The following is a 22,067-nucleotide window of genomic DNA, read 5'->3' as shown; positions in this document are numbered from 1 at the left end:
GGACGGCGGATTCAGCGGACGCAGGCGCGGACGGACCCGTCGGCGGCCGCCGACGGCCGGCCGTGGCGTGCCCTCGCCACGGCCGCGAGCACGGCGGGCAGATCGAGGCCGAGCGCCGCCATGACCTCCTGGTGGTCGCCGCCGGTCGAGGGCCATCCCAGGCCGGCCGCCACCGAGGTGACCTCGCACCCGGGCAGCAGCAGCGCCAGCGCTTCGGCCACTCCGCCCTGGCTGCGGTGTTCCTCGACGACGACGAACCGGGAGTGCCGGCGCGCCAGCTCCGCGGCCGACTCGGCCAGGTGCTCGTGGTCCGCGTACACCAGGTGCGCGTGGGAGACCCCGGTGGCGGCACGGGCGGCCAGCGACAGCCGGGTGCCCTCCTCGCCCACCGACACCAGACAGACGTCGCCGGGGTCGCCCTCGGACTCCCAGGTGACCGGCGGCAGTCCGGTACCGGACACGGGCAGCGACTCGTACGCGGCGTTGCGGCCCGTGCGGATGTAGTGCGGCCTGCCGCTGCGGACCGCGGACCGGATCACGGCGCGCATCTCGGCCTCGCCGTAGGGGGCCGCGATGGTCACGCCGGGCACGCTGCGGAGCACCGCGAGGTCCTCCAGGCAGTGGTGCGTGGTGCCGAACCAGGCACCGGACACGCCGGCGTACGGTGCCACGACGGTGACCCCGGCGTTCAGGTAGCCCAGCGTCAGCTTCAGGCTCTCCGCGGCCCGCAGCGCCGCGAAGGGGGCGAAGGTGCTGACGAAGGGCTTGTAACCGCCGGCGGCCAGCCCCGCCGCCATGTCGATCATGGCTGCCTCGGCGATCCCCACGTTGAAGAACCGGTCCGGGTGCGCGGTCTGGAAGGGGTGGTTCTTGCCGCCCAGGTCCGCCTCCAGGCAGACCAGGGAGGGGTCCTCGGCGGCGAGCGTGGTCAGCTCGTCGCGGTAGGCGTCACGACCGGAGAGAGTCATCGGATCGCTCGCTTCCACTTCGCGGCGCGGGTGGCGTCGATGGTCACGTAGTGGGAACCGGCCTTGCCCTCCACGGCCGGCACGCCCTTGCCCTTGACGGTGTGGGCGACGACGGCGAGGGGGCGGCGTGCGGCCGACCGGTCCCCGGCGAACAGCTCGGACAGCGCCGCCAGGTCGTGCCCGTCCGTCTCCACGACCTCGAACCCGAAGGCGGCGAACCGCTCGGTGAGGCCGGGCAGCGGCGAGATGTCGGCGACGAGTCCGTCGTTCTGCCCGCCGTTGCGGTCCACGACGAGGACGAAGTTGCCCAGCTCCCGCGCCGCCGCCACCTGGCAGGTCTCCCAGACCAGCCCTTCCTGCAGCTCGCCGTCGCCCGCGACGGCGATGCCCAGGCCGCTGTGTCCGCCGATCCGGCGGGCCAGGGCCCAGCCCGCCGCGTACGGCACGCCGTGCCCGAGGCTCCCGGTGGGGAACCGCACACCGGGCACCTTGGGGCCCGGGTGGCCGGTGTAGGGCTGGCCCGCCCGGCCGTACAGCGGCGCCGGGTTCTCCGGCAGCATGCCGCTGACGTACAGCGCGGCGTACAGGCCCGCGGCGGCGTGCCCCTTGCTCAGCACGACCTCCGTGCCGTCCCCGGCGGAGGCCCGGTGCAGGGCGGCGACCAGGATGTCGAGCACCGACAGGCTGCCGCCGAGGTGGCAGCCGCGCTCGGACGCCGCCATGTCGACGATCAGCCGCCGGGCGTGCAGGGACCGCTCCGCCAGGGCGGACACGGCCGTCCCGGCGGCCGTGGGCGTGTCGAGTACGGCGGTCATCGGCGGCTTCCTTCCGGAAGGGCGAACCAGCGGTCCACCGCGGCGGCGAGCAGCGCGCGGGCGGCCCGGTACTCCTCGCCGCCGATGCGCTCCTCGTCGGTGTGGTCGAGGGCGGAGTCGCCCGGCCCGTACGCCACCATCGGCACGTCGTGCCAGGTGGTCGCCAGGGTGTTCATGTCCGACGTGCCCTTCTTCACCACGAAGCGGGGCTTGATGCCGGCCGCGGCGAAGGCCCGGGTGAACGCCTTGGCCAGCGGGCCCGAACGGCCGTCCTGGTGGCCCGGGGTGGCACGCAGCACCTCGATGCCGACGCCGTCACCGGCGTGGACGAGCGCGGCGGTGCGCAGCGCGTCGAGATCGGCCCCCGGCGGCACCCGGAAGTTGAGGATGCCGTGCGCCCGGTCGCGCTCGCGTCCGCGTTCGCACCGGATGTCGATGACCGCGCTGAGCGCCTCGGGCGCCTGGGCGAGCACCGACGCGCGGATCTCACCGAGGACACGGATCAGGCGGTCCGGGGCCGACACGGCGTCCTGGCCGGCCGAGTGGCCGGTGGGCACGGAGGCGGTCACCGCCAGTTTGAACAGCCCGAAGTAGCCGAGGGTCAGCTTCTGCGAGCCGCTGGGTTCGCCGATGACGACCGCGTCGGCCGGGTAGTGGTCCCGTACGTGGAACGCCCCCTTCGAGGAGGAGATCTCCTCCTCGACCGCGCCGACCACGACCAGCCGGCCGTCCTCGGGTACGTCCGCGTCCGCCAGCACTTCCAGGAAGGCGGCGAGACTGCCCTTGGCGTCGACACTGCCGCGCCCCCACAGCTCACCGTCGCGCCACTCGGCGGGCCAGCGGTGCGGGACCGTGTCGAGGTGGCCCAGGAGCAGCAGCCGGCGGGAGCCGGTGCCCCGGGACGCGACGAGGTTGCCCGCCGCGTCGATCCGGGCCTCGATGCCCCGGTCCCGGCACCATGCGACGAGACAGGAGGCCAGTTCCGCCTCGTCGCCGGAGACCGACGGCACGGAGACCGCGCGGGTGAGCAGGTCGAGGTCGTCGGCGGGCCCCCGGGTGCGCCAGAACCGGGTCCAGCCCGAGGTCTCGCTCATGGTGTGCGGGCCGGTGATGGCCACGTCGGCGCTGCCGCCCTCCAGGGCGATCTCGGCCGCGCGCACCTTCTGGCGCATGCGTCCGCCGGCGTACCGCGCGCCGTCGCCCGGGTAGGCGTCGGGCAGCGTGGAGTCCGGGTCGGCCGGGTCGGTCAGCAGTCCGGCGGTGCCGGTGACCAGCCGCAGGTGGTCGGCGTCCAGGGCGACCGCGAGCACCGCGGCCAGCACGTCGGCGTCCACGTTCAGCGGCGCGCCGCCGTCCCGGTCGGCGACCGGCGGGGACAGGCAGACCACGTCGTACGCGTCGAGCAGGGCGTTCAGCGCCCCGGTGTCGGCCTCGGCCGGTACGCCCGCCCGGTGGTCACGGACCACGACCGGGCGGCCCTCGGCCGACAGCGCCTTCAGCGGACGGTTGGCCCGGCCGACGACCAGACCGTTGCGGGCGGCGACGGCCGTGAACGCCTTCAGGCCCAGGGCCCGCAGGCCGTGCGCCACGGCGGGCAGGGTCACCCGCTCGTAGGCGTCGACCAGGTGGTCCATCTCCTCGGGCGGGCAGTAGCGCACCACGTCGCCGTTGGCCAGCCGGAGCGTGGGGACCGGGCGGTCGATGGCCGTGTAGTGGCGTTCGATGCCCGTGGCCCCGCCGGCCACCAGAAGCACGCGGGCGCCGCGGGCGACGACGTCGGCGATCTCCTTGTGGATGGTCTCGCGGTCGAGCGTGGCGCTGCCGACCTTGATGACATACAGCGGTCGGGTCATGGCGACACCGCCGTGATCGGCAGCCCGGCCGTCTCGTCGAAGCCGTGGATGAGGTTCATGGCCTGGATGGCCTGGCCCGCCGCGCCCTTGATCAGATTGTCCAGGGCGGCCACCGTGACGCACTGACCGTCGCGGACGGCAACCGCCACCTCGGCGACGTTGGAGCCGGTGACGGCCTTGAGCATCGGGAAGTCCTGCGGCGCCTTGGGCGCCGGGCGCACCCGTACGAACGGCTTGCCGACGTACGCCTTGGCGTAGGCGCGCTTGACGTCGAGGGCGCTGACCCCGGGGCGCAGCTCGGAGTAGGCGGTCACCATGATGCCGCGCGCCACGTCCAGGCTGTGCGTGGAGAACCGCAGGTCGACGGCGGCGCCCGTGAAGTCGGCGAGGGCCTGCCGCACCTCCGGCGCGTGCCGGTGGCCGTGCAGTTTGTGCACCCGGAAGTTGCCGCTGCGCTCGGCCGGCTGCTCACCGCCGCCGCGGCCGCCGCCGGTGGACCCGGTCTTGGCGTCGACCACCACCCGGTCGGTAACCAGCGGCTCGGCGCCGGCGAACAGCGGGTACAGGGCGTAGATCGTGGTGACGGCCATGCACCCGGGCAGGCTGACGAACCGGCTGTCGGGTACGCCGTCGCTCAACTCCGGTACGTAGTACGCGAAGTCCTCCAGCGGCGGATGGGCCGCGGTCCCCGGGTAGTGCTTGCTGATCTGCTTGGCGTCGCGCAGCCGGAAGTCACCACCCAGGTTCAGCACGCGCTTGGCCCGGTCGGCGACCAGCGGCAGATGCTCGGGCAGGGCACCGGTGGGCAGGCAGCCGAAGGCGACATCGACGGTGTCCGTGTCCGCGAGTTCGGCCAGCGGCCGGAACGTCAGACCGGCCGCCTTGGGGTGGTTGCGCAGCCAGGGGTGGCTGCTGCCCACCGCGGTGCCCGCGGCGCGCTCCGCCGAGAGGAACGCGAGTTCCACCCGGGGGTGCTCCAGGAGCAGCCGGATCACCTCACCGCCGGTGTAGCCGCTGGCTCCGAGGACGGCGACGCGTATCTTCTCGTGCGCTGCGTCAGCCAAGGCGGGCCGCCTTGTCGTAGGGACGGCGGTAGTCGCGGGTCTCGACCAGCTTGCGGATGGCGTCCGGACGGCGGGCGACCTTCCGGAAGGCGTCGGCGTAGCGCAGGATCCGCTCGTACTCCACCGGCGAGCGCAGCTCGCGGCAGAGGACGAGGGTGCTGTCGAGCATGCCGAGGGTGACCGGGAAGTCCTCGGGCCGGTGGTCGCGCACGGCACCGGGATTGAGGGTGAACGGGTAACCGTTGCCGAAGCCGTCCCGGTGCTGGAAGGGCAGGTGGCACGGGATCGGGGTGTTCTGCCATTCGCGGGCCGGGACGCCCTCGGCGACCAGCAGCTCGTGCACGGCCTCCTTGACCGCGAACACCGGGATGTCGTCCAGGCCCACGGCCTCGGGGTGCAGGGTGACGCGGTACATGTTGTACGCGTGGACGTGCCCGTCGGGCACGTGCGGCGGGGTGAACAGGCCGGTCCCGCGCAGGGCGTCGGCGAGCAGCGCGGCGTTGCGGGCGCGGATCTCGTCGTAGTACGGCAGCCGCTTGAGCTGGCTGGCGCCGAAGGCCGCCGCGACCCACGACATGCCGTAGTCGATGCCGTGCCGCTCCAGGTAGGAGCGGGCCCGGTCGTAGCTCTCCTCGGTGGCGAAGAACGCGATGCCGCCCTCGCCGCCGAGCGGGAAGTTCTTGTCGGCCATCAGGCTCTGGCCGGCGGCGTCCCCGAAGGAACCGGCCACCTGCTCGCCGATCTTCGCGGAGTGGGCGTGCGAGGCGTCCTCGACCAGGGCGATGCCGTGCCGGTCGGCGAGGGCCCGCAGAGCGGACACGTCGGCGGGCAGGCCGTGCACGTGGACCGGCATCAGCGCGCGGGTGCGGTCGGTGATCGCGGCGGCCGCGGCCTGGGGGTCCATGCAGTAGGTGGCCGGGTCGATGTCCACGAAGACGGGGATCGCGTGCGCGGCGACGACGGCCTGCGCGGTCGCGATGAAGGTGAACGCCGGCACGATGACCTCGTCACCGGGCCGCACACCGGCGCCCACCAGCGCCATGTGCAGGCTGGAGGTGCCGCTGGCGGTGGGCAGCGCGTGCGCCGCGCCGACGTAGGAGCGGTAGGCCTCGGCGAAGTCGGCGACGACCTTCTCGGGCGCCTGCCGCTGGGCCAGCATCAGGTTGAAGACGTCTTCCTTGGTGATGACCGGGAAGAGGGTGCGACGCGACGCCTTGGGGATCATGGCCCCGCCGCCGAGGGCGGCGAGTTCGGAGTCGACCTCGGCGGGGTCGGGCAGGGGCAGCGGGGTTGCCGGGAAATCAGTGATCACGAGCGCGCTCCGGTGGGAGTGGCGGGACGTGCCGCCTGGGTCAGGGCCATCCGCACGCAGGCGGCCACGAGGGGGCTGAGCCGGTAGTTGAACTGGACCCCGGGCACCAGGGAGGCGTCGGCCTCCTCCTGCGTCCACATCGTCCGCAGGTCGTACGCGCCGAAGATCTTCAGTCGCTCGGCCCGGGCCCAGACCCGGTCGTCGTCGGTGAGGACGGCGGCGGCCGGCCCGAAGCCGAGACCGGTGAGGTCCACGACGAGGGCGGGGGCGGTGGCGGTCCGGGTCAGCTCGGCCACCCGGTCGGCGTTGGCGGAGTCCAGCGACACGTAGTCGTACGCGGCCGGCCCCCGGTCCGCGACGCCGACGCCGAGCCAGTCGAGGAAACGGCCGGTGGCCGCGTCCGGCTCGCGGACGGCGACGGTGTCACCGTGCCCGATGCCCTGGCCGGCGAGCGCCGCGTGGATCGCGGCGGTACGGCTGTTGACGAGGACGGCCCGGGTACGTCCGGTCTGCTTGGTCAGCAGTCGTTCGAGGCCGGGCAGTTCCCGGTCGCTCTTCTCGATGCTCATGACCACGCCCGTGGTGAGGACGCGGGCGAGCACCGTTGCGGTGTCGAACAGTTCCATGGATCTTCTCCGTGTCACACGGCTGAGGCCGTGAGGGTCTCGGCGACGTAGGCGGCGAGGTGGCCGGCCACGTTCACTCCGTGCCGGGCGGAGGAACGGGCGAATTCCGGGTTGGCGTTCACTTCGAGCACGAGCAGTTCGCCCGTGGACCGGTCCTCGACCAGGTCCACCCCGTAGAAGCCGGGGCCGAGGGCGTCGACGACCTGGTCGCAGAGCTTCTCCATCACCGCGGTGACCTCGACGCGCCGGACCTCGGCGCCCAGGTGGGTGTTGGTGCGCCAGTCGTCCGACACCCGCTGGATGGCCACCACCGGGGCCCGCCCGACGACCACCACCCGCAGATCGTGGCCGGGCTTGTCGATGTACTCCTGTACGACGACGGGGAACTGCTTGCCCGTGGCGTCGACGGACTCCCGGCCCGCGGCCCACGCCTCCACGCAGTCGGCGTGGGTCATCTTGCCGACCCCCCGCCCCCAGGAGCCGCTGACCGGCTTGACCACGGCGGGCATGCCCAGGTCGGCGACGGTCTTGCGGACCTGGTCGAAGCTGAAGGCGTGCCGGGTCGTGGGGTGCGGGATGCCGTGCCGCGCGAAGAGCAGCGCCTGCAGTCCCTTGTCGTTGCAGGTCTCGATCGTCGCCGCGCGGTTGAGGGTGGTGACACCGGCGTGTTCCAGGCGACGGGAGACGTTGATCGCGTCCCGGTGGGAGACGTTCCTGATCAGGGCGAGAGCGGGCGGGCCGGTGTGGCCCGCCACGATCTCGGCCAGATCCTCCATGAGCAGCGGTCGCGCCGTCAGACCCTGGTCACGCAACGCCGACAGGAGCAGCTTCTCCTCCGGGCGCAGCATCGTGACCGAGAGCAGGACCTGGTCGGAGGCTGTCACTCGCCCCAGTCCTCTTCCACCTCGGGGGCGAGGTCGAGGCGTACACCGGTCGGGGACTTCTCGACGACCTCGTGCTCCTGGCCGCAGGCCGCGCACTCGGTGATCTCGCCCTTCTCCCAGTCGTCGCGCACCTCGAACTCGGTGTCGCACACGAGACAGCCGGCGACAGCGGTCGCAAGTGTCATGCTGATGACTCCTTCACGTGGAAATGGCGTCGCACCATGTGCCGGCGCCGTTGCTCGCGCACGGATCTCGTCCGCGCGCATTCCGGATCCGCCGTCCCTCCGGCGCCTGTGGATGCCTCGGGAGGCAGGAAGAGCGCCACTTTCGGTGGCGGTAAGGAGCCTGCCGGGCGGTGATACCACTCACCTACCGCTCTGGTACCGCATGCTGCGGTGGTCACCTAAGCTGGCCACCGTAAGTGTTTGACCTGGTACTTTCCAGGAACCGCCGGGGGGCACGCATTGGGGGCAGGCGCACAGTGACGGGTAGCGAGGACCGCGGGCTGCGGTTCAACGTTCTCGGATCCCTCGAATGCCTGGCCGACGGGCACCGGATCAGACTCGGCGGCCCGCTTCAGGAGCGCATCCTGACATCCCTGCTGCTGGAGCCCGGTCGGACCGTGCCCATCGAGCGCCTCATCGAGACGGCCTGGGGCGAAACCGCCCCCGACACCGCCAAGCAGCAGGTCCGCAAAGCCATCGCCGACCTCCGGCGGCGCCTGCCCGGCGGTCCGGCGCTGATCGTGACCGAGGACGCCGGGTACCGCGGGGCCGTGGAGCCGCTCAGGATCGACCTGCACCTCTTCTCGCAGCACGCGCAGAAGGCCGCGTCCGACCGCGCCGAGGGGGAACTCGACGCGGCGGCCGGGGAACTGCGCAAGGCCCTGGCGCTGTGGCGCGGCCCGGTGCTGAACGGGACGGGCGGGCCGGTTCTCGACGCGGCGTCCACCGTCCTGGAGGAACGGCGCCTGGCCGCGGTGGAGGAGCTGTTCGCGCTCAGGCTCCAACTGGGCGAGGACAGCAACCTCGTCGGCGAGATACGCGAGTTCGCCGACGCCTACCCGCTGCGCGAGGGGCTGCGCGCCCAGCTGATGCTCGCCCTGTACCGCGCCGGCCGGCAGGCGGAGGCGCTCCACGAGTACGCCGCCGTGCGGGACCTGCTGGCGGAGGAGCTCGGGATCAGCCCCTGCCCCGAACTGGCCGGCCTGTTCGAGAAGATACTCCGGGCCAGCCCCGAACTGGACCCGCCCGCACCAGCGCACCCGGCCCCCTCCCCCCGGCCGTCCGACGGGCCGCTTGCCGTCGACAGCGCCCCGTGCACCCTGCCGTACGACCTGCCGGACTTCACCGGGCGACACCTGGAACTCAGGCACCTGCTCGACCGGGGGCAGGCGGGCGAAGGAGTGCGGATCGTCGCCGTCGACGGCATGGGCGGTGTCGGCAAGACCACCCTCATCGTGCGTGCGGCCCACCGCCTGGCCGCCTCGTACCCGGACGGCCAGCTCTACCTCGACCTGCGCGGCTTCACCCCGGGGGAACGGCCCCTCGCCCCCGAGGAGGCGACGCGCATCCTGCTGCGCGCCCTCGGGACACCCGACAACGCCATCCCCGACGACGCCGGGAGCCGGCTCGCGATGTGGCAGGCCGCCACGGCCTCGCGGCGGCTGCTCCTGGTCCTCGACAACGCGGCCGACGCCTGTCAGATACGCCCGCTCCTGCCCGCCGCTTCCCAGTGCCTGGTCCTGGTGGTCAGCCGCTGCCGACTGCTCGACCTCGACGGGGCGCACTGGATATCGCTCGGGACCCTGGCACCGCAGGACAGCGCGACCCTGCTCACCCGGACGCTCGGCGAGGAACGCGTGGCCGCCGACCCCGAGGCCGCGAAGTCACTGGCCACGCTCTGCGGGCACCTGCCGCTCGCCCTGCGCATCGCCACCGCCAGGCTCCACAACCGCCCCCGCTGGTCGCTGCAGTACTTCGTCGACCGGCTGCGCGAGGAGGACGCCCTGCTCACGGAGCTGCGCTCCACCGAACGCAGCGTCGCCACCACCATCCAGCTCTCCTACGAGTCCCTGGGTGAGGAGCACCGCCGGGCGTTCCGGCTCCTCGGGGTGCACCCCGGGCCGAACTTCGACCCGCACGCGGCCGCGGCCCTCATGGACATGACGCCGAAGGACGCGGAGCAGACGCTGGAGGACCTGCTCGACTCCCAGCTGCTGCAGCAGCACGAGGCAGGGCGGTACTCCTTCCACGACCTCGTCCGCAGCTTCGCCCTCAGGCTCTGGGACGACTCCGTGCGGCACGAGAAGGACACCGCGGTCGGCCGGTTGATGAACTACTACCTGCGGGCGACCAACGAGGCGTGCCGGGTCCTGTTTCCGGGACTGCGCCAGTACGCGTCCGCGCCGACCGGCAAGGCGCCGGGCCTGCCCGCCTTCCGCGACGCGCAGACCGCCCGCCGGTGGTACGACCGGGAGAGCAGGGGCCTGCAGGCCACCGTCCGGCTGGGACAGAAACACGACTTCCACCGCCTGGCCAGCTACCTGGCCAGGAACACGGTGCTCCATCTGCACGCCCAGGGAGCCATCCGGGACTTCCGGGAGCTGGCGGAGGTCGCGGTGACCGCGGCCCGCCGGGCGGCGGACACCCAGGCCCTGTGCCTGAGCCTGGCCAACCTGGCCTCGGCGCACCAGATACTCGGGGAGTTCCGGTCGGCGACGGAGGCCGCGGAGGAAGGGCTGCGGGTGGCCCGGTCGCACGGGGACACCATCAGCGAGGCGGCCTTCCTGGACCTGCTCGGCTGGGCACACATCGTGCTCGGCAGCCTGTCCGAGGGATACGACCTCCTGCTGCGGGGCATCGGACTGCACCGCGAGTTCGGCAACCTCAGGCGGGAATCCATCGCGCTGTGCAACCTGAGCACCCTGCACCTGTGGCAGGGCCGGAGCGCCGAGGCGATCGCCGCCGCCGAACGGGCCGTCATGCTCTGCCAGAAGGTCGGCGAGCAGGAACACGAGGTGGCCGCCCTCAACGACCTGGTCATCGCCCACCTGGACGGGGGCGACGACGCGTCGGCGCAGAGACACCTCGACCGGGCCCTGGCCCTTGGCGAGGACGACGCGATGCCCAGGAACCGGGCCATGTCGCTCGTGCTCCGCGCCGTCCTGCACCAGCGGAACGGACCGGGCGAGGAAGTGATGGCGTACGTCGACCAGGCACTCGCGCTCGTCGGCCCGCTCGGTACGGTGACATGGCAGTGCGAGGTCGAGAACATCGCGGGGCTGGTCCACCAGCGCGGCGGGAACCACGACAAGGCCCTCGGCCTGCACCGACGTGCCCATCACAGGGCGCTGGGCATCGGATACCGCATGGGTATGGCACAGGGACTGCACGGCATGGCGAAAGCCGAGCAGTCCCTGGGAAACCATGAAGCCGCATGGGAGCACCTGCGCAGCGCCGAGGAACTCTTCGCCGCCATGAACATCCCCCGAGCCCTCCTGGGCTCCTCCGACCGTGCGCCTGTGCGCTGCACGCTTGGTTCCTTCTGCTGCGGCACACAGGCGCGGGACACGGGCCGGTAGCCCGCCCTCGTCACTGGGGGCTGGTACCCGGCCCCTCATTGGTGGCCAGAATGCGCACGCTCTTCCCGGCCGTGGCGGCCTCGGAGTCGTGCACCGCCACCGCGGTGCCGAAGACCACGGCCAACGTGACGATGCCGATCAGGCCGGCGAGCTTACCCCGCATGTTTCCCCCTAGGTACGGAAGTTCCGTCGAACACAACCGATCTTCAATCAAGCACAGACCGTTACGGTTCCAAACCGATACCTTCACAGCACTGCCGGGCCCGACCCCCTCCGCGCAGACGCTCCGACCTGACATCAACAGCAAGGCCGTGTCCGTGCCGGAGAGCGGTACGCCGACCTGGCCGGCGCCCCCGGCCCCGAGCCCCTGGACTGTCCGCCAGGACGGGCAAGGTCACCAAGCGCGTGGGTCTGTCTCGGCGCCGGTTCCACGAGTGCGCCGGTGCGCCCTTCGCGACGCTCGCCAAGTGCCACACTCGCGCTCTCAGCTTGGGAAGCGAGGGCGCTTGGGTGGTTACATGGCTGCTGACCTGCGCATACAGGGCTGAGGGGAGGTCGCGGGAGCGCGCGTTCGCACCGCTGTTGACCGGTGTTGTCCGTCCTCAAGTGCACGCTGTGGGCACGGCGCTGTGACGGGTGGGTCGACGGCGGGGAGAGGGGCGTCCTCCATGCTCGGGAACTCCGACGCGCAGGTCGATTGAGTAGCGTCATCGCGAGTGCACACGTCGGTTCCGTCTGACAGGTGAGGTGCACTTCCCCTACCTGTCATCGGATAGGCCGACGGGTCGCCCTCACGGAGTGCCGGTAAGGTGCCTCACGGGAACACCGAGTCGTGCCGCTTCAGCACGGCACGGTCTCAGATACCGCATAGCGGCGCCGACCACGGCACCAGCCATCACGAGCAGGCAGTTCGTCATTCCCGCTCCCTGCCCCCGCACCGGGTGGCCTCGCAGTCGTCGTGGATCACCAGTCCCTCCCCGACCAGCTCGTCCAGCCGCGGCAGGAAGTCCGGCACCCGTTCCTCGGTGTCCACGATGACGATCGCCATCGGCAGGTCCTCGCTCAGCGACAGCAGTCGCGCTATGTGGACCAGGGCGGACGTCCCGAAGCCCTGGACGGACCAGGGCATCCATGTGCCGCGGCAGTCCGCGCCTGCGGGCCGGTGCCCGACCGAACACCATGGGCAGGGCACGCGCCCAAGCGGTAGCGGACCGGCTGCCCGACTCCGAGCGAGAGCTTGCCCGGCACTGCACCTGCTCGCCGCCTGAACACGCCGGACACGGGATGCCGTACGGCCGCCAGATGTCCAGAATCTCTCCTTTGCCGTGCAACCCTTCGGGCTCACTAAAGGTCCTTTCTTGGCTCGGACGTATGCCCTGGAGAGGAATTCATGCCCCGGTCCCACCACAAACGCTCCCGGCGTCCCGTCGCCCTGGGCGCCACCGCCGTCGCGGTCGCCTTGGCCGGTGGCCTGCTCATCGCCCTGGCCGGCGGCGCGAGTGCCGCCGCGTCGGGCCTCGCCGACGACTTCAACGGTGACGGCTACCGTGATCTGGCGATCGGTGCCCCGGGTGCCGTCGCGGGCGGGAAGGCGAAGGCGGGTGCCGTGGTCGTCAACTACGGCTCGTCCAGCGGTATCAGTGCCGCGCGCCACAAGACCACCTCGCAGGATTCCGCCGGCGTGCCGGGTGCCTCGGAGACCTCCGACCGCTTCGGCACCGAACTCGCGCATGGTGACCTCAACAGGGACGGCTACGGCGATCTCGTCGTGGGCACCCCACTTGAGGACGTCGGCGGCGATGCCGACGGCGGTTCGGTCACCATCCTGTGGGGCAGTTCGTCCGGCCTGTCGGGCGGCACGACGATCAGCGACCCGAACGCGTCCGGTCACGACCGGTTCGGCCAGTCCCTGGCGGTCGGCGACTTCACCGGTGACGGGAAGGCCGATCTGGCGGTCGGTTCCACCGGCAAGGACGTGTGGATCTTCAAGGGCGGCTTCACCAAGTCCGGCGGCGCGGCCGGGAAGCTGCGCCTCGACACGAGGATCGAGCCTGGCGCGTACCCCAGGGGCGCCGTCCAGCTGGCCGCCGGCGACTTCGACAACGACAGGGTGGACGACCTGGTGGTCGGTTCCTCCGCGGGCAACTTCGTCTACCGGGGCACCTCGACCGGGCCCACCTTCCAGACGGAGGCAGGCCCCGGGTACGCGGGCGCGCTCACCGCGGCCGACTTCAACCGTGACGGGCACGACGACCTGGTCGTCGGCACCGATTTCCTCGACCTCTTCGATCAGACGGCCAAGGGCGGCTACGTCACCGTGTTCTACGGCGGTACGGCGGGCGTCGACACCACCCACAGCGCCTTCTTCAGCCAGGACACCGCAGGTGTGCCGGGAGCGGACGAGTCCGACGACTCGTTCGGCGGGTCCCTCGCCGCAGGCGACGTCAACGGCGACGGCTACCCCGACCTCGCCGTCGGCGCGAACTTCGAGACCCTCGGCTCCGCGAACCACGCGGGCAACGTCTGGGTGCTGCGCGGAGGCCCCTCCGGCCTGACGGGGACCGGCGCCCAGTCCTTCAACCAGGACAGCTCGGGTGTCCCGGGCGCCAACGAGTCGTCCGACCTGTTCGGCGACGCCGTCCACCTCGCCGACCACAACAGGGATGGCCGCGCCGATCTGTCGGTGGGCGCGGCCGGCGAGAACAGCGACGACGGCGCCGTATGGATCCTGCGCGGCTCCACCAAGGGCATCACGACCACCGGCGCGGTGAGCTTCGGCGCGTCGTCCGTAGGCATCGGGAAATCGGGGAACGACCCCATGTTCGGGCGCACCATGTCGGGCTCCTGAGTACGCGGAGCGACGGCGTCGGCTGCCAGGGATAAGTGCGGCGATCAGCAAGGAGGCAGCGATTGCCCCGTCCCTGGTACTCGTCGTCGCGTGGCCTGGACGACATGACGGCAGACGTCGTTATTGAGGAACTGCCGGACCACCGGGGCCCGGCGCCTGCCCAGGTGCGCGGCCCGCACACTGGCCCAGACAACAAACAACCCCCGGGTCTCTGACCTGGGGGTTTGTCATGGAGCGGGTGACGAGAATCGAACTCGCGCTCTCAGCTTGGGAAGCGACGGCGCTTGGACGATGGCATGGCTGTTGACCTGCGCTTATGCGGCTGAGGGAAGGTTCCGGTAGAGCGGGTTCGCGCCGCTGTTGACCGGTGTTGTCCGTCCTCAAGGGCACGCTATGGGCACGGACGCCGTGATGGGCAGGTCGACGCCGTCAGGAGAGGCGCCTTCCACGCCCAGGGTCCCTGGCCCCGCTGGTGGACGGGCAGTGTCATCGCGTGTGCACACGCCGACAGTGTGCCCATGCGAGTGATCCGCTGCGTACCGATGCGCGTCGGCCCCTGCCCTGTGCCCGGAGCCGGCAGGGTGCCCATTCGCCTCTGTGCCGACATCGGCGATGACAGGTGAGGCACCTTCCCTCACCTGTCATCGAAGGGCCGACGGACCGGCTTACGGCGTGCCGGTCTTGTTGAACCCCTTGTCCAGGTAGGGGGACTGGTCGACGACGAAGCCGTCGTCGGCGACCAGGCGGGCGATGCCGCCCTGGTCACGCCAGACCTCGTTGGAGGAGCTGAAGGAGAAGCCGCCGTACTCCGGGTGGTTCTCGTTGGTGTAGACGCGGTAGCGCTGGCCGGGCTGGATGACCGTCCCCGGGGGGAAGGGGAACGAGTAGCCGGTGGGCTTGGCCTCGACCTGCCAGCCGGTCAGGTCCTGGGGTGCACCGCCCTGGTTGAAGATCTCGACGTATTCGTCGGCCTGGCCCGCGCTCGTGCCCTGGTAACGAAGGCCGGAAATGATCACGTCGGGCTCGTCGAGCGCGAACATGCAGACCACCTCGGCGAAGTTGATGCCGCCCTCGGGGCTGCGGAACTGCCGGACGATCTGGCCGTTGCGCTTGAACCCGCTCAGTACCGCCCGGTACTGCTTGCCGTCGACCGTGACGGGCTGTGGATGGATGAAGGTCTGCAGGTCGACCAGGTCGTCGTCCGCGGGGCTGGTGCCGGTGCTGTTCGGTGTCTCGTTGTGGTGGAAGCTGAAGTTGAGGTCGGTCGTGCTGCCGTCCTCGAACATGACGTTGATGGTCAGCTGGACGTCGAACTGGTCCGGGCTGACGGTCGTGGGCTTGTTGCGGTGGATGAAGGTACCGATGACGAACTCGGTGCCGCCGAGCTGGACGTCCGCGGCATCGCCGCGGAACTGGTACCCGCTCTGGCTGCCGGCGCTGCCCCATTGGATGTAGTCGGTGCCCACGCCGTTGACCGGTGAGATGGCGGGGTTGGTGGACGAGAATACGCCGGAGGTGACGACGGTGGTCATGGTGTCTGGATCCCGCTCTCTCAGTCCTCGTCCTCGATGACCTCGGCCTTGAGCTTGGCCGGGGGCGCGGTGCCGATCTGGGCGACACCGTCGGTGTGGCGGCCGGGCCGGGCTCCGTCCACGGCTTCGAGCCCGCAGGTGTAGACGATGCAGTCCTTGTCCTGGTCGCTGGTGTTCAGGTGCACGTGGTAGGTGAAGGTGAGCGTGCGTCCGTCGTCGCTGACCGTGGCCTGGACGGGGGGCAGGCTGCCGCCCGTGGTCTGGTCCATGCGCTTGTACTGGGCGCCCACCGTGCCGTTCCAGCGGAACCCGGTGGGGGCGGTGAACACGTGCTCGCGTTCGCCGGCGTCGACCGTCTCGCTCCAGTTCGGGGTGCGGACGCAGACGTTGATGGTGGTGCCAAGTCCGCCGGGAGCGTCCTCGACTCCGCCCTCCTGCCACACCACGAGGTCGAGTTTCTGGGCACGGCCTTGCTGGTAACCCCAGTCGTAGCCGTTCGCGTACTGGTCCTGCTCCCCGCGCGAGCCGTCGCGCGGCGGGTCGGCGTACGGCTTTCCGGCGAGGGCGTCGGCACGCCCCTGTTCCTCCCCCCGTTTGTAGGCTTCCTTCTTGGTCTGCACGTCGGTGCTCATCTCCGAGTCCTCCTGGTGCTGTGGTCGAAGCGTGCGACGGAAAGAGAGGCGTCCGGGTGCGGGTCGCCCGGTCCGCAGGAGGCGGCCAGGGCAGGGCACCTTACGCGCGCGGTTCACCGAACGCGGTCGTCATGAGGGCTGCGCTCCGGAAGACGGAACGCAGTCCGCCGCCCGTGGCTTCGAGCGGGGCGTTCACGTGGGCATCGCGGCACGCACCGGACTTTCGTCCGGGTCCATCGTTAGCCCGCGCCAGCCGGGGGTATGCCGTCGTTCCCCCGTTTGGAATGCCGAATCGATTCCGCATCACTTGTTCGAGTGCAGTCGAGGCATGAAACGGCGCACAGGAGCGGGGTGCAGCCCGTCAATCCGTGTCCCGCTCAAGTCGTCGGCATGTGCCGCCTCCTTCCCGTACGGATCACGTCGCCGTTTGCTTCTTCCGGCTCCTCCCTCGTGCGGGTGGCGGACGCGGTGGCTGCTCCCTCGATGCCCTTCCGCCCGGTATGCAGGGGAAATGCCGACGACGGGGCGGAAGGAGAGGGAGATGCGGGAGATGAGGCCGTGCACGTGGGAGGTGGCGGGCGTCATCGGGGCCAGGCCGTGCTCGTACTGGGCGGTGGCGGCGTGACGGCCGGGACGGCGGCGCGGCAGTGTCCGCCGGATGCGCCGGACGGAGGTGGCCTGCCGGGCACCGTGGCGGGCAACGGCACGGCCGGGTATTCCGGGGACGGCGGGCCCGCGCCGGACGGACAGTTGGCCTTTCCCGCGGATGTGGCCGTGGGGGGCGGCGCGGTCTTCGTCGCCGACCACGCGAACCACCGGATCCGCCGGATCGACGGCACCGGCACCCTGACGACGATCGCCGGGGACGGATTGCGGGGGTTCACCGACGACGGCGTCGACGCGGTCCGCGCTCACCTCGGCTTCCCATCCGCGCTCGCGGTCGCCCCGGACGGGGCCCTGCTCGTCGCCGACGAGATGAACCACCGGATCCGCCGGATCGACCCCTCGGGTGTCATCGGCACCGTCGCCGGAGACGGCTCGCGCGGTCTGGGCGAGGACGACGGCGACGGCGGCCCGGCCGACCGCGCCCGGCTGAACGCCCCGTGTGCGGTGGCCGTCGACGCGTCCGGCCGGCTGTACGTCGGGGAGGCGGGCACTCCCCGAGTGCGCAGGGTCGACGCGGACGGCGTCATCAGCACGGTCGTCGCGGCATCGAGGTGGTCCGGGGGTGCCGGTGCGGCCGACGCGGGCGAGGCGTTTCTGCCCGCCGGCCTGGCGGTCGACGGGGCCGGCCGGTTGTACATCGCCGACCCGGAGGGCCGGAGGGTACTGCTGCTCGACCCGGCGGGGGCCCTCCGGGTACTGGCGGGACCGCCGGACGGGAACCCCGGCGGCACGGCGGTCGACTGGGGTGCGCCCTGCGCGGTGGCGGTCGACGGCGAGGGCGTGCTCTACGTCGCCGACCAGACCGGACACCGCGTGTGGCGGTTGGCTGACGGAGCGGCTGGTGTCGTCGCGGGACAGCCGGACCCGGCCACCTGCGACACCACCGCGTCCGGCGCCCCGGCCGACGCCGTCGTACACACCGCTCTGGGTTACCCGTGCGGTCTCGCCGTGGATCCGGCCGGGCGCCTGCTCGTGGCGGACAACTTCCACCACCGGATCGCGGCCGTGCCCCTGATCACCGCACCCTCCGAGGACACGGAGCCGGTGCGGGACGAAAAGCCGACGTCGGGCGGGGAACCGGAGCCGCAGCGGGAACCCGAGCCCGAACGGGAACCCGAGCCGGAACCAGAGAGGGAACGCGAGCGGAAACCCGAGCCGGAACCAGAGCGGAAACCGGAACCGGCCCGGGGAGCCGACAGCGTGCCGGCCGGTGACGGCGGCCCCACGCCCGCGCAGCCAGCCCGGCTGCTGGTCCGACAGGAGGTCGGCCTGGAGATCCGGCGCGGGCAGAGCGAGTTGATCCACGTACGGGTCTCCTCCACCGACCCCTGGATCCCGGGACGGGTGGAGCACCGCTTCACGGCTCCGACGGGGTTCGTCTTCGACGGCCGGGTGACCTGCGCGTACTACCGGGCGGATCGCACGGTCATCCCTGGCGGGGGCGTGACGGGGACGGCCGGGGACGGCGGCCGGTCGTTGGTCGTCACGGACGAGCCCCGCCTGAACACCCCCGGACATCCGGCGGCGGCCCTGGTGTACACGCTCGGCATCCGCGCCCTGGACGACGCCGAGCCGGGCCGGTACACCGACGGGCGGGCGGTGATCGCGGGCCAGCCGGAAGTGCGCCTGAAGGCGAGCGTTCTCGGAGACGACGAGGACTGACGACGACCGACGACTGGCGACCGACGAGGGCACGCACAAGATCCGAAGCCGCCCGTGGCGGACCACCCGCCACGGGCGGCTCTTTGCGTTCTCAAACTCTGAATGCTGGGGTAATCGTTTCTGTGCTCCCGGGTCACCCGCATGATGGTGACGAGTTGCAGGTGGTTGGTGACCTTGGGTTAGCGTTCGAAACGTGTTCACGCCCGCCCTCCCGAGGTTCGGTCCGCAGGGCCCCTTTCCGCGTGCCCCGCTCGCCCACCCGCTCGACCGCAAGTGGCTGCACTACGCGTTCCTGTCGCGGTGCGGGCAGCAGGCGCTCATCGCGAACCTCTCCGTCCTGGGCTCCTCCACCGGCTCGGTGTCCGCCGATCCGGGCGCCCCCGCCACCGGGCGTCGCAGCGGCACCGGCACGGCGGCCGAGGGACAGCACATGGCGATCCTGCTCCTCTACGGGGAGGGGCACGGCTGGAGCGCGACACAGTTCAACGCCGAGCAGCCCGAACTGCCCTGGTCGGCCTTCCGGTTGCCGCTCCCGCACGGAGAGCCCGGCGCGTTCCGGGTGGCGGCCCGCTCGGCGGCCCCGGAAGTGGACGTACGACTGACCCGGACCAGCAGGCCGTGCACCTCGCAGTGCGCGCCGTTCGGCGACGACGAGCATCTGCGCTGGCAGTCGGAGCCCGGCGTCCTGGGCACCGGAACCCTGCGGCACGGCGACGGTACGGCCACGGAGACGGACCTGCTCGGCTACCACGAGCGGGTACGCGGCCGGTGGTCCTGGCCCACGCTCGGCGGCTGGGTGTTCGGATTCGTCAACGACCCCTCGGGCCCGGTCGACCAGGCCCCGCCCGCGGCGGTCGTCTTCACCCTGATCCAGCCCGCGTACCCCGCGGACGCGGCCAACGGCTCGGTGATGCTGTGGCGTGACGGACGCATGATCCGGCACTTCCCGCGGCGCAACCTGCGGGTCGCGGTGAGCGGCAGCCTGGACCGTGACCGGGTGGCGATGGTGCCGCCGCTGGCGGGCCTGCTGGGCACCCCGCCGATGGCCGCGGTGCCCGGCCGCCTGCTGATCACCGCCCGGCTCGGCGACGACCGTCTCGTTCTCGACTTTCGCTCGCACACGGCGGGCCGGATCTGCAACCCGTCCGAGACCAGCCTGCACCCGTTCAGCGTGCACGAGACCCTCGGCCCGTGCACCGTGGAGGGCCGGGTCGGCGGACGCCGTATCGGCTTCCGTACCGGGGGCATCGTGGAGTTCGCCGGGGGTGCCCATGACTGAGACCGCCCCCGCGTTCACCGGGGCCCGGCTGCTGGACGAGACCGTCGCCGCCCTGTCCGACCGGGCGCCGGCGATCCTCGCCGCCGCCGCCGACCACCTGCGCGGCATCCGGCTGGGCCTGCACTTCAACGACGGCAGCCACGCCACGCTCACCGCGCGGCACAGCCGCATCGTGGTGGACCGGGACCGCTGCCCCGATCCGGACGTCGAGGTCGCCTTCGACAACCGGGCCATGAACCTGCTGTTCGACCTCCAGCGCCCGCCCGTCGACCAGGTCCTGCCCGACAGCCTCGACGTCCGCGGCTCCCGCGACGACACCCTCGCCGTCTGGCGGGCCTTCACCCTGCTGTCCCAGCGCGCGGCGGGCCTGCGCAGCATGCAGGAACTGTGGGGGGCCTACCGCGAACAGGCCCCCCAGCTGTGGGGCAGCGCGACGCCTGCCACCCGGGAACCGGCCGCCGACCCGGTCGACTGGACGGCCCTGGACTTCCTCGCCCGACGTTCCCCCGAGGACGTGCCCGCACCGCCCGCGCTGATCGGCGACACCACCGTCACCGCGCCGCGCCTGCTGTGGGACGGCCGCACCAGCACCGACTGGTCGTTGGAGGACGCCGTCCAGGACGCGGACCTGATGGAGACCATGCTCCGGTGCCGGGCCCGTACCAACGAGGAGATCGAACGGCTGCTGCCGGACCGCGAGCCGCGTGCCGAGCTGTACGACCTCATGCGCTCCTACCCCGCCCGCCAGGGCAAGGGCCTGCGGCCCACCCTGACCATCGCCGCCTGTGCCGCTTTCGGCGGGCGCCCCGACGACGCCGTACGCGCCGCCGCCGCACTGGAGCTGTTCCACAACGGCTTCCTGGTCCACGACGACATCGCCGACGAGTCCACCCACCGGCGTGGCCTGCCCACCATGCACGAGGAACACGGCCTCGGCCTGGCCGTCAACGTCGGCGACGGGATGAACCTGCTCGCCGTCGACGCCGTCCTGTCCAACCTCGAAACCCTCGGCCTCGTCCGCACTCTCGGCCTCATCCACGAGGCGGTGCACATGTGCCGGGAGTCCATCGAGGGGCAGGCCATGGAGCTGGGCTGGATCCGCCACGAGGTCGTCCCCGGAACCGACGACGCCTACTTCACGATGAGCACCAAGAAGACGGGCTGGTACACCTGCATCAGCCCGTGCCGCATCGGCGCCGTCTGCGCCGGCGTCACCGACCCCGCCGTGCTGAGCCGGTTCGACGAGGCGTTCCGCATGATCGGCATCGCCTTCCAGATCCAGGACGACATCCTGAACCTGGTCGGCGAGGAGGCCCTCTACGGCAAGGAGCCCCTGGGCGACCTGCTCGAAGGCAAGCGCACGGTGATGCTGATCCACCTCTTCCGCACCGCGTACGCCCACGAGCGCCCCCGCCTCTTGGACATCCTGCGGCAGCGCCGTACCGACAAGACCCAGCAGCACGCCGAGGAACTCCTCGCCGCCATGCGCCGGCACGGCTCCATCGAGTACGCCACCGACCTCGCCGACAGGCTCGCCGCCGAAGGCATCGCCCGCTTCGAGGAAGACCTCCGGTTCATCCCCGAGAACGAGGGCAAAGCCGTCCTGCGGCAGATCGCCCACTACGTCACCTCAAGGCCACTGTGACCACCACCCCGCCCCCGCCCCCGCCCCCGCCGGCCGACCCCACCGACACCGGCCCACTGACCCCCACCGACCACCGGGCCCTCGCCTTCCTCGGTCACGTCAACGGCAGCCTGCGCCAGTGCCTGTGCACCCTGGCCAGGCATGGCGTGGCCCTGCGTCGCGACACCCCCGAACGCGCCCGCCTCCTGCTCGACACCGTCCGGCCCTGGCCCCTCTACAAGGGCGGCCAGTTCCTCTTCGACCTGATGGAGTGGGAGGACCTGATGGTCGACGGTGACCCCCCGCCCGTGATGCCCACCGAGCGGATCGTCGCCGCCTGCACGCTTCCCGTGCAGTTGATCGCCGCGGCCACGCAGGAGGCGCCGGGGGTGACGAAGCTGGTTCCCGGCCAGCGCACGACCGCCGCCCTCGACCTCCCCCTGCGCCTGCTGGCCACCACCGCCCGCAGCACTCTCCTGGGTGCCGCGCAGGACCTCACCGACCTGCTCGGACCGAGCACCACCCCCGACGATGACGCGGGTTACGCCACCGACCCGGAACCCGTCACGGACGACACGGTCACCGAACTGCCGCCGTTGGAAGCCGGCTTCTACCTCTACGAGGACATCGTCCTCGGCGCCCTGTCCGTCCTCGGCCCGCTCCTGGCCGACCACGCACCGACCGACCCCGCGCCATCCGCCTAGCTCATGACGCCCGTA

General features: G+C 71.7%; 17 protein-coding genes and 1 pseudogene. 6 read left to right on the top strand and 12 right to left on the bottom strand.

The window, feature by feature from the left end; all coding sequences use genetic code 11:
* Positions 1–11: 11 nt before the first annotated feature.
* The 8 genes from ABD350_RS06375 to ABD350_RS06340 are packed head-to-tail and all read right to left on the bottom strand — an operon-like array spanning position 12 to position 7,707.
* Positions 12–968 (bottom strand): transketolase family protein, encoded by a 957-nt coding sequence (locus ABD350_RS06375; protein WP_344346763.1) that lies wholly within the window; start codon positions 966–968, stop codon positions 12–14.
* Positions 965–1,783, bottom strand: coding sequence for a thiamine pyrophosphate-dependent enzyme (locus tag ABD350_RS06370; protein ID WP_344346761.1), 819 nt, complete (start codon positions 1,781–1,783; stop codon positions 965–967). The genes ABD350_RS06375 and ABD350_RS06370 overlap by 4 nt, the downstream gene beginning before the upstream one ends.
* The gene (locus ABD350_RS06365; RefSeq protein WP_344346760.1) at positions 1,780–3,636 is read right to left on the bottom strand and encodes a M20/M25/M40 family metallo-hydrolase; all 1,857 of its coding nucleotides are present in this window, start codon (positions 3,634–3,636) and stop codon (positions 1,780–1,782) included. Before ABD350_RS06365 ends, ABD350_RS06370 begins: the two co-directional genes overlap by 4 nt.
* A complete protein-coding gene (argC, locus tag ABD350_RS06360; RefSeq protein WP_344346759.1) occupies positions 3,633–4,700 on the bottom strand; it encodes an N-acetyl-gamma-glutamyl-phosphate reductase in 1,068 nt (355 codons plus the stop codon). Before argC ends, ABD350_RS06365 begins: the two co-directional genes overlap by 4 nt.
* Positions 4,693–6,012, bottom strand: a complete 1,320-nt coding sequence (locus ABD350_RS06355; RefSeq protein ID WP_344346758.1) for a DegT/DnrJ/EryC1/StrS aminotransferase family protein — start codon at positions 6,010–6,012, stop codon at positions 4,693–4,695. The genes argC and ABD350_RS06355 overlap by 8 nt, the downstream gene beginning before the upstream one ends.
* Positions 6,009–6,638: a degT/DnrJ/EryC1/StrS aminotransferase gene (locus ABD350_RS06350; protein ID WP_344346757.1), complete on the bottom strand. Its 630-nt coding sequence runs from the start codon at positions 6,636–6,638 to the stop codon at positions 6,009–6,011. The genes ABD350_RS06355 and ABD350_RS06350 overlap by 4 nt, the downstream gene beginning before the upstream one ends.
* Before the next feature lie 14 nt (positions 6,639–6,652).
* Positions 6,653–7,522 carry a RimK family alpha-L-glutamate ligase gene (locus ABD350_RS06345; protein ID WP_344346756.1) on the bottom strand — a complete coding sequence of 290 codons (870 nt, stop codon included), beginning with the start codon at positions 7,520–7,522 and terminating at the stop codon, positions 6,653–6,655.
* Positions 7,519–7,707 carry a lysine biosynthesis protein LysW gene (locus ABD350_RS06340; protein WP_344346754.1) on the bottom strand — a complete coding sequence of 63 codons (189 nt, stop codon included), beginning with the start codon at positions 7,705–7,707 and terminating at the stop codon, positions 7,519–7,521. The genes ABD350_RS06345 and ABD350_RS06340 overlap by 4 nt, the downstream gene beginning before the upstream one ends.
* A gap of 296 nt (positions 7,708–8,003) precedes the next feature.
* Between ABD350_RS06340 and ABD350_RS06335 the strand changes: the two genes are divergently transcribed.
* Positions 8,004–11,105 carry an AfsR/SARP family transcriptional regulator gene (locus ABD350_RS06335; protein ID WP_344346753.1) on the top strand — a complete coding sequence of 1,034 codons (3,102 nt, stop codon included), beginning with the start codon at positions 8,004–8,006 and terminating at the stop codon, positions 11,103–11,105.
* Between the two features lie 10 nt (positions 11,106–11,115).
* Here ABD350_RS06335 and ABD350_RS06330 read toward each other — a convergent pair whose 3' ends face one another.
* Together ABD350_RS06330 and ABD350_RS06325 are read right to left on the bottom strand one after the other, a co-directional pair.
* Positions 11,116–11,268 (bottom strand): hypothetical protein, encoded by a 153-nt coding sequence (locus ABD350_RS06330; RefSeq protein WP_344346752.1) that lies wholly within the window; start codon positions 11,266–11,268, stop codon positions 11,116–11,118.
* Positions 11,269–12,018: 750 nt separating this feature from the next.
* A pseudogene (locus ABD350_RS06325) lies at positions 12,019–12,219 on the bottom strand (DUF190 domain-containing protein); the annotation flags it as partial.
* Between the two features lie 276 nt (positions 12,220–12,495).
* Between ABD350_RS06325 and ABD350_RS06320 the strand changes: the two are divergent.
* A complete protein-coding gene (locus ABD350_RS06320; RefSeq protein ID WP_344346751.1) occupies positions 12,496–13,953 on the top strand; it encodes an FG-GAP-like repeat-containing protein in 1,458 nt (485 codons plus the stop codon).
* A 665-nt stretch (positions 13,954–14,618) separates the two neighbouring features.
* Here the strand turns inward: ABD350_RS06320 and ABD350_RS06315 are convergent.
* Both ABD350_RS06315 and ABD350_RS06310 read right to left on the bottom strand, forming a co-directional pair.
* Positions 14,619–15,485: a lamin tail domain-containing protein gene (locus ABD350_RS06315; RefSeq protein WP_344346750.1), complete on the bottom strand. Its 867-nt coding sequence runs from the start codon at positions 15,483–15,485 to the stop codon at positions 14,619–14,621.
* Between the two features lie 20 nt (positions 15,486–15,505).
* Complete coding sequence (locus tag ABD350_RS06310) at positions 15,506–16,117, bottom strand: hypothetical protein (protein WP_344346749.1); 612 nt, start codon at positions 16,115–16,117, stop codon at positions 15,506–15,508.
* 774 nt (positions 16,118–16,891) lie between these two features.
* Between ABD350_RS06310 and ABD350_RS06305 the strand changes: the two genes are divergently transcribed.
* From ABD350_RS06305 to ABD350_RS06290, 4 genes are all read left to right on the top strand, one after another.
* Complete coding sequence (locus ABD350_RS06305; RefSeq protein WP_344346748.1) at positions 16,892–18,445, top strand: NHL domain-containing protein; 1,554 nt, start codon at positions 16,892–16,894, stop codon at positions 18,443–18,445.
* A gap of 193 nt (positions 18,446–18,638) precedes the next feature.
* Entirely contained in the window at positions 18,639–19,724 is a 1,086-nt protein-coding gene (locus ABD350_RS06300; protein WP_344346747.1) for a hypothetical protein, read from the top strand.
* Entirely contained in the window at positions 19,717–21,369 is a 1,653-nt protein-coding gene (locus ABD350_RS06295; RefSeq protein WP_344346746.1) for a polyprenyl synthetase family protein, read from the top strand. The genes ABD350_RS06300 and ABD350_RS06295 overlap by 8 nt, the downstream gene beginning before the upstream one ends.
* Positions 21,366–22,052, top strand: a complete 687-nt coding sequence (locus ABD350_RS06290) for a hypothetical protein (protein ID WP_344346745.1) — start codon at positions 21,366–21,368, stop codon at positions 22,050–22,052. The genes ABD350_RS06295 and ABD350_RS06290 overlap by 4 nt, the downstream gene beginning before the upstream one ends.
* The last annotated feature ends 15 nt before the right edge of the window (positions 22,053–22,067 follow it).

The sequence above is a fragment of the Streptomyces nogalater genome, from assembly GCF_039532885.1.
Taxonomy (GTDB): domain Bacteria; phylum Actinomycetota; class Actinomycetes; order Streptomycetales; family Streptomycetaceae; genus Streptomyces; species Streptomyces nogalater.
The sequence above is the reverse complement of the archived record's forward strand: the minus strand, read 5'-3'. Positions and strand labels throughout refer to the sequence as shown.

Excerpts from the sequence above, each read along its gene's own strand:
- ABD350_RS06375 (WP_344346763.1), bottom strand. The coding sequence starts at position 968 with ATGACTCTCTCCGGTCGTGACGCCTACCGCGACGAGCTGACCACGCTC.
- ABD350_RS06370 (WP_344346761.1), bottom strand. The coding sequence starts at position 1,783 with ATGACCGCCGTACTCGACACGCCCACGGCCGCCGGGACGGCCGTGTCC.
- ABD350_RS06365 (WP_344346760.1), bottom strand. The coding sequence starts at position 3,636 with ATGACCCGACCGCTGTATGTCATCAAGGTCGGCAGCGCCACGCTCGAC.
- ABD350_RS06350 (WP_344346757.1), bottom strand. The coding sequence starts at position 6,638 with ATGGAACTGTTCGACACCGCAACGGTGCTCGCCCGCGTCCTCACCACG.
- ABD350_RS06340 (WP_344346754.1), bottom strand. The coding sequence starts at position 7,707 with ATGACACTTGCGACCGCTGTCGCCGGCTGTCTCGTGTGCGACACCGAG.
- ABD350_RS06330 (WP_344346752.1), bottom strand. The coding sequence starts at position 11,268 with ATGCGGGGTAAGCTCGCCGGCCTGATCGGCATCGTCACGTTGGCCGTG.
- ABD350_RS06320 (WP_344346751.1), top strand. The coding sequence starts at position 12,496 with ATGCCCCGGTCCCACCACAAACGCTCCCGGCGTCCCGTCGCCCTGGGC.
- ABD350_RS06315 (WP_344346750.1), bottom strand. The coding sequence starts at position 15,485 with ATGACCACCGTCGTCACCTCCGGCGTATTCTCGTCCACCAACCCCGCC.
- ABD350_RS06310 (WP_344346749.1), bottom strand. The coding sequence starts at position 16,117 with ATGAGCACCGACGTGCAGACCAAGAAGGAAGCCTACAAACGGGGGGAG.
- ABD350_RS06295 (WP_344346746.1), top strand. The coding sequence starts at position 19,717 with ATGACTGAGACCGCCCCCGCGTTCACCGGGGCCCGGCTGCTGGACGAG.